Here is a 13,171-nt window from a genome sequence, read left to right on the forward strand (position 1 = left end):
ATCAAAGGAAACGCTGACGTGCGCCTGATTATCACTTTTCTGATGGCCTGGTGCCTCAGTTGGGGGGCGTACGCCGCGACGGCCCCCGATAGCAAACAAATCTCACAAGAACTGGAGCAGGCAAAAGCGGCGAAACCCGCGCAACCGGAAGTCGTAGAGGCGCTCCAGTCTGCCTTAAATGCGCTTGAGGAACGGAAAGGTTCCCTTGAGCGCATCAAGCAATATCAAGAAGTCATTGATAATTATCCGAAACTCTCCGCTACTCTGCGCGCGCAATTAAACAACATGCGTGACGAGCCGCGCAGCGTGTCACCGGGAATGTCTACCGACGCGCTGAATCAGGAAATTCTCCAGGTCAGCAGCCAGTTGCTGGATAAAAGCCGTCAGGCCCAGCAAGAGCAGGAACGCGCCCGCGAGATTGCCGATTCGCTGAATCAACTGCCGCAACAGCAAACCGATGCCCGCCGTCAGTTAAATGAAATCGAGCGCCGCCTGGGGACGCTTACCGGCAATTCCCCGCTCAATCAGGCACAAAATTTCGCGTTGCAGTCTGACTCCGCACGCCTGAAAGCGCTCGTCGATGAACTGGAACTGGCGCAGCTGTCCGCCAATAACCGCCAGGAATTAGCGCGCTTACGCTCAGAGCTGGCGGAAAAAGAGAGCCAGCAACTGGATGCGTATTTGCAGGCCTTACGTAATCAGTTGAACAGCCAACGTCAGCTTGAGGCGGAGCGGGCGCTGGAAAGTACCGAATTGCTGGCAGAAAACAGCGCCGATTTGCCGAAAGATATCGTCGCGCAATTCAAAATTAACCGCGAACTATCGGCGGCGCTGAATCAACAGGCGCAGCGGATGGATCTCGTTGCCTCGCAACAGCGTCAGGCTGCCAGCCAGACGTTACAGGTCCGGCAGGCGTTGAATACGCTGCGTGAACAGTCGCAATGGCTGGGATCGTCCAACCTGCTCGGTGAAGCGTTGCGGGCGCAGGTGGCACGGCTACCGGAAATGCCAAAACCACAACAGCTTGATACCGAAATGGCGCAGTTGCGTGTGCAACGGTTACGTTATGAGGATCTGCTAAATAAACAGCCGCTGCTAAGGCAAATCCATCAGGCCGACGGTCAGCCGCTGACCGCCGAGCAAAACCGTATTCTGGAAGCACAGCTACGCACTCAGCGTGAGTTGCTGAACTCATTGTTGCAGGGTGGCGACACGCTACTGCTGGAACTAACCAAGCTGAAAGTCTCCAACGGGCAACTGGAGGATGCGCTGAAAGAGGTGAACGAAGCGACGCACCGCTATCTGTTCTGGACCTCTGACGTGCGCCCGATGACCATCGCCTGGCCGCTGGAGATCGCCCAGGATCTGCGTCGTCTCATTTCGCTGGACACCTTCAGTCAGTTGGGCAAAGCCAGTGTGATGATGCTGACCAGCAAAGAGACAATTTTGCCGCTGTTTGGCGCGTTGATTCTGGTCGGTTGCAGTATTTACTCGCGCCGCTATTTCACCCGTTTTCTTGAACGTTCGGCGGCGAAAGTCGGCAAAGTGACTCAGGATCACTTTTGGCTGACGTTGCGCACTCTTTTCTGGTCGATTCTCGTCGCGTCACCGCTCCCGGTGCTGTGGATGACGCTGGGTTACGGCTTGCGCGAGGCGTGGCCTTATCCGCTGGCGGTAGCGATTGGTGATGGCGTAACAGCCACCGTACCGCTGCTATGGGTAGTGATGATTTGCGCTACCTTTGCCCGCCCGAACGGCTTGTTTATCGCTCATTTTGGCTGGCCGCGCGAACGGGTTTCCCGTGGGATGCGCTACTACCTGATGAGCATTGGGCTTATCGTGCCGCTGATTATGGCGCTGATGATGTTCGATAATCTCGACGACCGTGAATTCTCCGGTTCGCTGGGACGGCTTTGCTTTATCCTCATTTGCGGTGCACTGGCAGTAGTCACCCTCAGTCTGAAAAAGGCCGGGATCCCGCTGTATCTCAACAAAGAAGGCAGCGGCGACAACATTACCAACCATATGCTGTGGAACATGATGATTGGCGCACCGCTGGTTGCCATTCTGGCGTCGGCGGTGGGTTATCTGGCAACGGCGCAGGCGCTGTTAGCGAGGCTTGAAACCTCGGTTGCCATCTGGTTCCTGCTACTGGTGGTTTATCACGTTATCCGCCGCTGGATGCTGATCCAGCGACGCAGACTGGCGTTTGACCGGGCGAAGCATCGCCGGGCAGAGATGTTAGCGCAACGTGCGCGTGGCGAAGAGGAAGCGCATCATCACAGTAGCCCCGAAGGGGCAATTGAAGTCGATGAAAGCGAAGTCGATCTCGATGCCATCAGTGCGCAATCCTTGCGGCTGGTGCGCTCAATTTTGATGTTGATCGCCCTGCTTTCGGTCATTGTGCTGTGGTCAGAAATCCATTCCGCTTTCGGCTTCCTTGAAAATATTTCGCTGTGGGATGTCACTTCCACGGTACAGGGCGTGGAAAGTCTGGAGCCGATTACCCTCGGTGCGGTGCTGATTGCCATTCTGGTATTTATCATCACCACGCAGCTGGTGCGCAACCTGCCCGCGCTGCTGGAACTGGCGATTTTGCAGCACCTGGATTTAACGCCGGGTACGGGCTACGCCATCACCACCATCACCAAATATCTGCTGATGCTGATTGGCGGGCTGGTCGGCTTCTCAATGATTGGTATTGAGTGGTCGAAATTGCAGTGGTTGGTTGCCGCGCTCGGTGTTGGTCTCGGTTTTGGTTTGCAGGAAATTTTCGCCAACTTTATCTCTGGCCTGATCATCCTGTTCGAAAAACCGATTCGCATTGGCGATACGGTAACGATCCGCGATCTTACTGGTAGCGTGACGAAAATTAACACCCGTGCCACCACCATCAGCGACTGGGACCGTAAAGAGATAATCGTGCCGAACAAGGCATTTATTACCGAGCAGTTTATCAACTGGTCGCTCTCTGACTCGGTCACGCGCGTGGTGTTGACGATTCCGGCCCCTGCCGATGCCAACAGTGAAGAAGTGACGGAAATCCTGCTCACCGCAGCGCGTCGCTGCTCGCTGGTGATCGACAACCCGGCACCGGAAGTCTTCCTGGTGGATCTGCAACAGGGGATTCAGATTTTCGAGCTGCGTATTTACGCCGCTGAGATGGGTCACCGTATGCCGCTACGCCATGAGATCCACCAGCTAATTCTGGCAGGCTTCCACGCCCACGGTATCGATATGCCATTCCCGCCCTTCCAGATGCGTCTGGAAAGCCTCAACGGTAAACAAACGGGGAGAACGCTGACGTCTGCGGGCAAAGGTCGTCAGGCGGGAAGTTTGTAATGCATGAAGCTGCCAAATGATGTCAACGTGGCTCATTTAGCAGCTTAACATCATCTTCAGTTATCACCGGCCCTGGAGAGTATCATCCATACGCATTACTTCCTGACAACTCATCGTCGGAGAGACGATGAGTTGCAGGATTTCATAGGATCAGTCGAGAGCTAACTCAGGTTTATTCGCCATGCGACTGCAATAGTTCTGGTAAATCGCCATCGCTAACAGCGAGAAGAAGACAGGGCCGCCAATCATCCACAATGTGCTGTCCCAGTCTCCGGCTTCAACCACAGGCTGAATAATGGTGAAGACGTTCGCAAATGTCACCACCAGAACGACAACCACCGTCGCAATCATTGCCGACATACGCGTTTTGAAAATCACAAACGGTCTGTCGAGATCCTGACGTGCTTTAAAGAATGGGAAAGCCAGCGCGAGGAACAAGTAAGGAAGCGTCATAGACACGTTCGCCATCAGCGTCAGCTTGTTAAAGAACGCCGATGCGGTACCGCCACCAAACGAAACCAGCAGGATGAAGACAGTAACCAGCCCGCACTGCATCCACATGGCGATAGACGGCATCCCCATCGCATTCAGGCGCGTCATCGGTTCCGGCCACAATGCTTTCGGCGTTCCCTGGATGATGGCTTTCAGCGGTGAATAGCAAAGCGTAAAGAACGCACCGGTATAAGCGAGGAACATCGAAAGTCCGGTAATACGCGCAAACCATACGCCCAGCGACAATGACGCTTCTGGTGACAAATGCAGTGCGTTACCCAGCGTCACCCCGAGGCTCTTCATCAGCACATAGGTAATATTGCCGAGGTTAACGGAACCATTACTTAATACCTGCTGCCAGTTTGTGCTGACGCCCCATAAAAATATTGCCAGCGAATAACCGATTGAAATAACAATAGCGGCAAAAACAATACCTTTGGCAAAGTTCTTTTCTGGATTTTCCGTTTTATCGACCAGACCACCAACCGCTTCAATTCCGCCATAGGCAAAAATAGCAAATACCACAAACGATAGCATTGCCAGACCGGACTGATAACCTGGGTTCGGTGATGCAAGGAAATTAATATCCTGCGCGAAATGCCCACCATTTAATAACAAAATAGTAATGCTTACTAACAGCAATACTAAATTCAGACACATTACTGCAATACCGCCCACCGCAGTAATGCGGGCAATTTTATTAATCCCCTTTGAAGCAACGACGGTGACCAGAATCATCCATGCCACTGCCAGCAGACCAACCACCTGCGTAGGCTCCAGTCCGGCAATACGCCAGTGCTGGGTCATGTCGCTACCATAGAGGAATGTTGAGAACGGTACCCAAACTTTCGCGGAGGTACTCACCATCCAGATGATATAAGAGGAAAACCACATAAATGTGCCAATGAAGGCAAAACGTGGTCCGACACTATTATTCATCCAGGAATAGATACCGCCTTCTTCTTTGCGATAAGCAGCTCCCATTTCAGCCATCATTAAGGCGAATGGAATAAAGAATAACAATGCAGAAAATATATAAAAGGGAATCGCACTATAACCCATTAAGTAATAAGCCGATGGGCTATTGGCAAATCCAAATACGGAAGTAAAGATCATCAATATGAGTCCTATCAGACTCATCTTTTTTATCGTGTGAGGCATGAAACCATCCTTCATTTCAGCGCGTGTATAAAACGCGCCCACTGAACTGCACTGCCCAACATTGAGCGGGCAGCGTAAAAACCAATACAGAATTGATACCTGGATGATATCAAATATCCAGTCTTAAATTGTGGCCTTTAGCGGAAAAATGAAAACATATGCTACAGAATGGCGCTTATCACGCCATTCTTCGCGGTTAATTCAGTAATTTTTCAGAATTATGCCCGGTCAACGCTAAAGGCGATGACTTCAGCCAGTGTCTCCGCGCCCAGCGCCAACATCACCAGACGATCAACACCTAATGCCACGCCGGAACAGTCAGGCATACCGACTTTCAAGGCTTCAATCAGATTCTGGTCAATGGGGTGCTGCGGCAAACCGCGCGCCGCGCGCTTACGGTTATCTTGTTCAAAGCGTTGTTGCTGCTCACGGGCATCCGTCAATTCATGGAAACCATTCGCCAGCTCAATACCTTTATAATAAACCTCAAAGCGTTCAGCGACCCGATGATCTTCGGTACTGATTTGCGCCAGTGATGCCTGGCTGGCTGGAAAGTGGTACACAAAGGTCGGTTTTTCTTTGCCAATATTTGGCTCTACGCCAAAGGTAAACAGCAATTGTAGCAACGTGTCGCGGTCTTCTTCGGTATCAGCAACGTTGCTTAAATCCAGTTTCGCTGCCACTTCCCGCAGTTGCGTTTTGTCGGCAGAGAGCGGGTCAATTTCCAGATAACGCAAGAAAGCTTGTTGATAAGAAAGGCTTTCTGCTGCCGGGCAGTCCAGCACTTGTTGTAAGAGATCGTCCACCTCGTTCATCAACCGGTACATATCATAGTGCGGTCGATACCACTCAAGCATAGTGAACTCAGGGTTGTGATAACGCCCCATCTCTTCATTACGGAAGCTGCGGCACAGCTGGAATACCGGCCCACAACCGGCAACCAGCAGGCGCTTCATATGGTATTCCGGGCTGGTCATTAACCAGAGATTCATCCCCTGCGAATGCCCAGGGCCAACGAAACGTGTCTCAAACGGGACCAAATGAATATCGGTTACCGTCGCCTGGCTCATACAAGGCGTCTCCACCTCCAGCACTCCACGATCGGCAAAGAAACGACGGATCTCCGCCATAATCGCCGCGCGTTTTAATAAGTTAGGAATGGATGCGCTCGGCTGCCAGGATGCCGTTTCGCTCATAGTTAAATCTCCAGTTTTTGACAAGGGCACGAAGTCTACTCGCAACGCGACGGCGAGACAAATTTTACGCAGGAATCAAACAAGGGTGGGCAGTGACTAAAAAAAGCACGATCTGATGGTTTAGTAATTAAATTAATCATCTTCAGTGATAATTTAGCCCTCTTGCGCACTAAAAAAATCGATCTCGTCAAATTTCAGACTTATCCATCAGACTATACTGTTGTACCTATAAAGGAGCAGTGGAATAGCGTTCGCAGACCGTAACTTTCAGGCACTTACCCTGAAGTACGGGGCTGTGGGATAAAAACAATCTGGAGGAATGTCGTGCAAACCTTTCAAGCCGATCTTGCCATTGTAGGCGCCGGTGGCGCGGGATTACGTGCTGCAATTGCTGCCGCGCAGGCAAATCCAAATGCAAAAATCGCACTAATCTCAAAAGTATACCCGATGCGTAGCCATACCGTTGCTGCAGAAGGGGGCTCCGCCGCTGTCGCGCAGGATCATGACAGCTTCGAATATCACTTTCACGATACAGTAGCGGGTGGCGACTGGTTGTGTGAGCAGGATGTCGTGGATTATTTCGTCCACCACTGCCCAACCGAAATGACCCAACTGGAACTGTGGGGATGCCCATGGAGCCGTCGCCCGGATGGTAGCGTCAACGTACGTCGCTTCGGCGGCATGAAAATCGAGCGTACCTGGTTCGCCGCCGATAAGACCGGCTTCCATATGCTGCACACGCTGTTCCAGACCTCTCTGCAATTCCCGCAGATCCAGCGTTTTGACGAACATTTCGTGCTGGATATTCTGGTTGATGATGGTCATGTTCGCGGCCTGGTAGCAATGAACATGATGGAAGGCACGCTGGTGCAGATCCGTGCTAACGCGGTCGTTATGGCTACCGGCGGTGCGGGTCGCGTTTATCGTTACAACACCAACGGCGGCATCGTTACCGGTGACGGTATGGGTATGGCGCTAAGCCACGGCGTTCCGCTGCGTGACATGGAATTCGTTCAGTATCACCCAACCGGTCTGCCAGGTTCCGGTATCCTGATGACAGAAGGCTGCCGCGGTGAAGGTGGTATTCTGGTCAACAAAAATGGCTACCGTTATCTGCAAGATTACGGCATGGGCCCGGAAACTCCGCTGGGCGAGCCGAAAAACAAATATATGGAACTGGGTCCACGCGACAAAGTTTCTCAGGCCTTCTGGCACGAATGGCGTAAAGGCAACACCATCTCCACGCCGCGTGGCGATGTGGTTTATCTCGACCTGCGTCACCTCGGCGAGAAAAAACTGCATGAACGTCTGCCGTTCATCTGCGAACTGGCGAAAGCGTACGTTGGCGTCGATCCGGTTAAAGAACCGATTCCGGTACGTCCGACCGCACACTACACCATGGGCGGTATCGAAACCGATCAGAACTGTGAAACCCGCATTAAAGGTCTGTTCGCCGTGGGTGAATGTTCCTCTGTTGGTCTGCACGGTGCAAACCGTCTGGGCTCCAACTCCCTGGCGGAACTGGTGGTCTTCGGCCGTCTGGCCGGTGAACAAGCGACAGAGCGTGCAGCAACTGCCGGTAATGGCAACGAAGCGGCAATTGAAGCGCAGGCAGCTGGCGTTGAACAACGTCTGAAAGATCTGGTTAACCAGGATGGCGGCGAAAACTGGGCGAAGATCCGCGACGAAATGGGCCTGGCTATGGAAGAAGGTTGCGGTATCTACCGTACGCCGGAACTGATGCAGAAAACCATCGACAAGCTGGCTGAGCTGCAGGAACGCTTCAAGCGCGTGCGCATCACCGACACCTCCAGCGTGTTCAACACCGACCTGCTCTACACCATTGAACTGGGTCACGGTCTGAACGTTGCTGAATGTATGGCGCACTCCGCAATGGCACGTAAAGAGTCCCGCGGCGCGCACCAGCGTCTGGACGAAGGTTGCACCGAGCGTGACGACGTCAACTTCCTCAAACACACCCTCGCCTTCCGCGATGCTGATGGCACAACTCGCCTGGAGTACAGCGACGTGAAGATTACTACGCTGCCGCCAGCTAAACGCGTCTACGGTGGCGAAGCGGATGCAGCCGATAAGGCGGAAGCAGCCAATAAGAAGGAGAAGGCGAATGGCTGAGATGAAAAACCTGAAAATTGAGGTGGTGCGCTATAACCCGGAAGTCGATACCGCACCGCATAGCGCATTCTATGAAGTGCCTTATGACGCAACTACCTCATTACTGGATGCGCTGGGCTACATCAAAGACAACCTGGCACCGGACCTGAGCTACCGCTGGTCCTGCCGTATGGCGATTTGTGGTTCCTGCGGCATGATGGTTAACAACGTGCCAAAACTGGCATGTAAAACCTTCCTGCGTGATTACACCGACGGTATGAAGGTTGAAGCGTTAGCTAACTTCCCGATTGAACGCGATCTGGTGGTCGATATGACCCATTTCATCGAAAGTCTGGAAGCGATCAAACCGTACATCATCGGCAACTCCCGCACCGCGGATCAGGGTACTAACATCCAGACCCCGGCGCAGATGGCCAAGTATCACCAGTTCTCCGGTTGCATCAACTGTGGTCTGTGCTACGCCGCGTGCCCGCAGTTTGGCCTGAACCCAGAGTTCATCGGTCCGGCTGCCATTACGCTGGCGCATCGTTACAACGAAGATAGCCGCGACCACGGTAAGAAGGAGCGTATGGCGCAGTTGAACAGCCAGAACGGCGTATGGAGCTGTACTTTCGTGGGCTACTGCTCCGAAGTCTGCCCGAAACACGTCGATCCGGCTGCGGCCATTCAGCAGGGCAAAGTAGAAAGTTCGAAAGACTTTCTTATCGCGACCCTGAAACCACGCTAAGGAGTGCAACATGACGACTAAACGTAAACCGTATGTACGGCCAATGACGTCCACCTGGTGGAAAAAATTGCCGTTTTATCGCTTTTACATGCTGCGCGAAGGCACGGCGGTTCCGGCTGTGTGGTTCAGCATTGAACTGATTTTCGGGCTGTTCGCCCTGAAAAATGGCCCGGAAAGCTGGGCGGGATTCGTCGACTTTTTACAAAACCCGGTTATTGTGATCATTAACCTGATCACTCTGGCTGCAGCTCTGCTGCACACCAAAACCTGGTTTGAACTGGCACCGAAAGCGGCCAATATCATTGTAAAAGACGAAAAAATGGGACCAGAGCCAATTATCAAAAGTCTCTGGGCGGTAACTGTGGTTGCCACCATCGTAATCCTGTTTGTTGCCCTGTACTGGTAAGGAGCCTGAGATGATTAATCCAAATCCAAAGCGTTCTGACGAACCGGTATTCTGGGGCCTCTTCGGGGCCGGTGGTATGTGGAGCGCAATTATTGCGCCGGTGATGATCCTGCTGGTGGGTATTCTGCTGCCGCTGGGGCTGTTTCCGGGTGATGCACTGAGCTACGAGCGCGTTCTGGCGTTCGCGCAGAGCTTCATTGGTCGCGTATTCCTGTTCCTGATGATCGTTCTGCCGCTGTGGTGTGGTTTACACCGTATGCACCACGCGATGCACGATCTGAAAATCCACGTACCTGCAGGCAAATGGGTTTTCTACGGTCTGGCTGCTATCCTGACAGTTGTCACGCTGATTGGTGTCGTTACAATCTAACGCATCGCCAATGTAAATCCGGCCTGCCGTTGGCAGGCCGTTTTGTATGGAAACCAGACCCTATGTTCAAAATGACGCTCTGCGCCTTATTAATTACCGCCTCTTGCTCCACATTTGCTGCCCCTCAACAAATCAACGATATTGTGCATCGCACAATTACCCCGCTTATAGAGCAACAAAAGATCCCCGGTATGGCGGTGGCGGTAATTTATCAGGGTAAACCTTATTACTTTACCTGGGGCTATGCGGACATCGCCAAAAAGCAGCCCGTCACACAGCAAACGTTGTTTGAGTTAGGTTCGGTCAGCAAAACATTTACGGGCGTACTTGGTGGCGACGCTATTGCTCGAGGGGAAATCAAGTTAATCGATCCCGCGACAAAATACTGGCCTGAACTTACCGCTAAACAGTGGAATGGGATCACACTATTACATCTTGCGACCTACACCGCTGGCGGCCTGCCATTGCAGGTGCCGGATGACGTTAAATCCTCAAGCGACTTGCTGCGCTTCTATCAAAACTGGCAGCCTGCATGGGCTCCAGGAACACAACGTCTGTATGCCAACTCCAGTATCGGTTTGTTCGGCGCACTGGCTGTGAAGCCGTCTGGTTTGAGTTTTGAGCAGGCGATGCAAACTCGTGTCTTCCACCCACTCAAACTCACTCATACGTGGATTAATGTGCCGTCCGCAGAAGAAAAGAATTACGCCTGGGGATATCGCGAAGGTAAGGCAGTGCATGTTTCGCCAGGGGCGTTAGATGCTGAAGCTTATGGTGTGAAGTCGACCATTGAAGATATGGCCCGCTGGGTGCAAAGCAATTTAAAACCCCTTGATATCACTGAGAAAACGCTTCAACAAGGGATACAACTGGCACAATCTCGCTACTGGCAAACCGGCGATATGTATCAGGGCCTGGGCTGGGAAATGCTGGACTGGCCGGTAAATCCTGACATCATCATTAACGGCAGTGACAATAAAATTGCACTGGCAGCACGCCCCGTAAAAGCGATTACGCCCCCAACTCCTGCAGTACGCGCATCATGGGTACATAAAACAGGGGCGACCGGCGGATTTGGTAGCTATGTCGCGTTTATTCCAGAAAAAGAGCTGGGTATCGTGATGCTGGCTAACAAAAACTATCCCAATCCAGCGAGAGTCGCCGCCGCCTGGCAGATTCTCAACGCTCTACAGTAAAATTTCATCGGGTCCGAATTTTCGGACCTTTTCTGCGCTTTTCCTTGCTGTCATCTACACTTAGAAAAAACCAGTAAGGAAACATTTATGCGCCTGCTCCCTCTCGTTGCCGCAGCGACAGCTGCATTTCTGGTCGTTGCCTGCAGTTCTCCTACGCCGCCCCGTGGCGTGACCGTAGTGAATAATTTCGATGCTAAACGCTATCTCGGTACCTGGTATGAGATTGCCCGTTTTGATCACCGCTTTGAACGTGGACTGGAAAAAGTCACCGCAACATACAGCCTGCGGGATGACGGCGGCCTGAATGTCATTAATAAAGGCTATAACCCTGACAGAGAAATGTGGCAGCAGAGTGAAGGGAAAGCGTACTTTACCGGCGCACCAACTCGCGCTGCGCTGAAAGTGTCATTCTTTGGTCCTTTCTATGGCGGTTATAACGTTATTGCACTCGATCGGGAATACCGCCATGCGCTGGTTTGCGGCCCGGACCGCGACTACCTGTGGATACTCTCCCGCACACCAACCATTTCTGACGAAGTGAAACAGGAGATGCTGGCAGTCGCGACCCAGGAAGGGTTTGATGTCAGTAAGTTTATTTGGGTACAGCAGCCCGGTAGTTAGTGAGTGCTGAGTTTCAGACCAATAATCCCCAATACGATTAACGCCAGACTCGCCAGGCGCATCGGGTTAGCGGACTCGCCGAGCAGCACAATACCGGTGATGGCCGCGCCGACTGCGCCAATACCCGTCCACACGGCATAAGCCGTCCCTACTGGTAACGATTTCATCGCCCAGGCAAGTAGCGCCATACTGACAATCATCGCCGTCACGGTAATAACACTTGGCGTCAAACGACTAAAGCCGTGGGTATATTTCAGGCCAACGGCCCATACCACTTCCAGCAGACCAGCAATAACTAAGATAATCCAGGACATATCAGGCTCCGGAGAATTGGGGCCGTCCCCGGTGAAAAGAGGCGTTTGCAGGTCGTCCTGCAAAGCTGATGGTTGAACGGATATTTTGCCAGGTGGCAGGGGAATTTCAACTATTACCTTTGTGACTATCGCAAAAAAACAAACGGCACGACATAACTGTCGTACCGTTATTGCTTACTGCTGCGCTTTCGTTGCTGCGCCAGAAATCGCGTTACCGCCATCAGAAATGTCTTCACCAACGCCACGCGTGGTGTTGCAGGCAGTTAATACTGTTGAAAGCACCAGAACAGAAAAGATCGCTGCAATTGTCTTCTTCACCATAACGTCTTCCTTTTAGGTAATGTTATTTATGTTTGCCTATAGCAAATTAATAATAGACAACATCACCAAAAATGATGGAAATCTGATGATTTTTCGGAAGAGAAGAAAAATTAGCTGGCAGCGCGGGAGATGGAATTACCGAGATGTTTAATGTCTTCACCAAAACCGCGAGCGGTGTTACAGCCCGTGAGCAGCGCACTGGCAAGCAAAACAAGAACGATAAGGCGTTTCATCATCTCTGACCTGAATAAGTGATGGTGCAGCCTGCAGGCCGCACCACAACCGCATTACTTCACGCGAGAGACGTATTCACCAGAGCGGGTATCCACTTTGATGACTTCGCCGATTTGTACAAACAGCGGAACTTTAACCACAGCGCCAGTAGACAGGGTAGCCGGTTTGCCGCCAGTACCTGCGGTATCACCTTTCAGGCCCGGATCGGTATCCACGATTTCCAGTTCAACGAAGTTCGGCGGAGTAACGGAGATCGGCTGACCATTCCACAGAGTTACGATACACTCTGCCTGATCCAGCAACCATTTGGCGTTGTCGCCAATTGCTTTTGCATCAGCAGACAGCTGCTCGAAAGTTTCGTTGTTCATGAAGTGCCAGAACTCACCGTCGTTGTACAGGTAAGTCAGGTTCATATCGACAACATCAGCACCTTCAGCGGAATCAGTAGATTTGAAGGTTTTTTCTACGCGAGTACCGGTCAGCAGACGACGCAGTTTAACGCGAGCAAATGCCTGGCCTTTACCCGGTTTTACGAATTCACTCGCTTCAACCGCGTAAGGTTCGCCGTCTAACATGATTTTAAGACCAGCACGAAAATCGTTGCTATAGTACGTTGCCATAAGGCCCTCTGAAATTTGTTAATTGGTAGCTAAGCCAC

At 52.1% G+C, this 13,171-nt stretch carries 13 protein-coding genes; 7 read left to right on the forward strand and 6 right to left on the reverse strand.

The window, feature by feature from the left end; genetic code table 11:
- Window positions 1-18 precede the first annotated feature (18 nt).
- Complete coding sequence (gene mscM / locus ACJHWK_RS03080; protein WP_001236793.1) at window positions 19-3,342, forward strand: miniconductance mechanosensitive channel MscM; 3,324 nt, start codon at window positions 19-21, stop codon at window positions 3,340-3,342.
- Between the two features lie 150 nt (window positions 3,343-3,492).
- On the opposite strand, the gene yjeM is transcribed toward mscM, so the two are convergent.
- On the reverse strand, window positions 3,493-4,995 hold the full coding sequence (gene yjeM / locus ACJHWK_RS03085; RefSeq protein WP_001300174.1) for a glutamate/gamma-aminobutyrate family transporter YjeM: 1,503 nt from the start codon (window positions 4,993-4,995) through the stop codon (window positions 3,493-3,495).
- 218 nt (window positions 4,996-5,213) lie between these two features.
- Window positions 5,214-6,191, reverse strand: coding sequence for an elongation factor P--(R)-beta-lysine ligase (gene epmA, locus ACJHWK_RS03090; protein WP_000004771.1), 978 nt, complete (start codon window positions 6,189-6,191; stop codon window positions 5,214-5,216).
- Between the two features lie 324 nt (window positions 6,192-6,515).
- Here epmA and frdA point away from each other — a divergent pair, with 324 nt between their 5' ends.
- From frdA to blc, 6 genes are all read left to right on the forward strand, one after another.
- Window positions 6,516-8,324, forward strand: a complete 1,809-nt coding sequence (gene frdA, locus ACJHWK_RS03095; RefSeq protein WP_001192973.1) for a fumarate reductase (quinol) flavoprotein subunit — start codon at window positions 6,516-6,518, stop codon at window positions 8,322-8,324.
- Entirely contained in the window at window positions 8,317-9,051 is a 735-nt protein-coding gene (gene frdB / locus ACJHWK_RS03100) for a fumarate reductase iron-sulfur protein (protein ID WP_000829498.1), read from the forward strand. The genes frdA and frdB overlap by 8 nt, the downstream gene beginning before the upstream one ends.
- 10 nt (window positions 9,052-9,061) lie before the next feature.
- Window positions 9,062-9,457, forward strand: a complete 396-nt coding sequence (gene frdC, locus ACJHWK_RS03105; protein WP_000208763.1) for a fumarate reductase subunit FrdC — start codon at window positions 9,062-9,064, stop codon at window positions 9,455-9,457.
- A 10-nt stretch (window positions 9,458-9,467) separates the two neighbouring features.
- Window positions 9,468-9,827, forward strand: coding sequence for a fumarate reductase subunit FrdD (frdD, locus tag ACJHWK_RS03110; RefSeq protein ID WP_000609663.1), 360 nt, complete (start codon window positions 9,468-9,470; stop codon window positions 9,825-9,827).
- A 62-nt stretch (window positions 9,828-9,889) separates the two neighbouring features.
- Window positions 9,890-11,023 (forward strand): BlaEC family class C beta-lactamase, encoded by a 1,134-nt coding sequence (locus tag ACJHWK_RS03115; RefSeq protein WP_001522354.1) that lies wholly within the window; start codon window positions 9,890-9,892, stop codon window positions 11,021-11,023.
- Window positions 11,024-11,110: 87 nt separating this feature from the next.
- Window positions 11,111-11,644: a lipocalin Blc gene (gene blc, locus ACJHWK_RS03120; RefSeq protein ID WP_001522351.1), complete on the forward strand. Its 534-nt coding sequence runs from the start codon at window positions 11,111-11,113 to the stop codon at window positions 11,642-11,644.
- Here the strand turns inward: blc and sugE are convergent.
- The 4 genes from sugE to efp form a co-directional block, all read right to left on the reverse strand.
- Window positions 11,641-11,958 carry a quaternary ammonium compound efflux SMR transporter SugE gene (gene sugE / locus ACJHWK_RS03125; RefSeq protein WP_000118482.1) on the reverse strand — a complete coding sequence of 106 codons (318 nt, stop codon included), beginning with the start codon at window positions 11,956-11,958 and terminating at the stop codon, window positions 11,641-11,643. The two genes, blc and sugE, sit on opposite strands and share 4 nt — an antisense overlap.
- A gap of 174 nt (window positions 11,959-12,132) precedes the next feature.
- Window positions 12,133-12,279, reverse strand: a complete 147-nt coding sequence (ecnB, locus tag ACJHWK_RS03130; protein WP_000239596.1) for a lipoprotein toxin entericidin B — start codon at window positions 12,277-12,279, stop codon at window positions 12,133-12,135.
- 110 nt (window positions 12,280-12,389) lie between these two features.
- A complete protein-coding gene (ecnA, locus tag ACJHWK_RS03135; protein WP_000977754.1) occupies window positions 12,390-12,515 on the reverse strand; it encodes a lipoprotein antitoxin entericidin A in 126 nt (41 codons plus the stop codon).
- Window positions 12,516-12,566: 51 nt separating this feature from the next.
- Complete coding sequence (gene efp / locus ACJHWK_RS03140; protein WP_000257278.1) at window positions 12,567-13,133, reverse strand: elongation factor P; 567 nt, start codon at window positions 13,131-13,133, stop codon at window positions 12,567-12,569.
- Window positions 13,134-13,171 lie beyond the last annotated feature (38 nt).

Source organism: Escherichia sp. WS547 (assembly GCF_046486065.1).
Taxonomy (GTDB): domain Bacteria; phylum Pseudomonadota; class Gammaproteobacteria; order Enterobacterales; family Enterobacteriaceae; genus Escherichia; species Escherichia coli.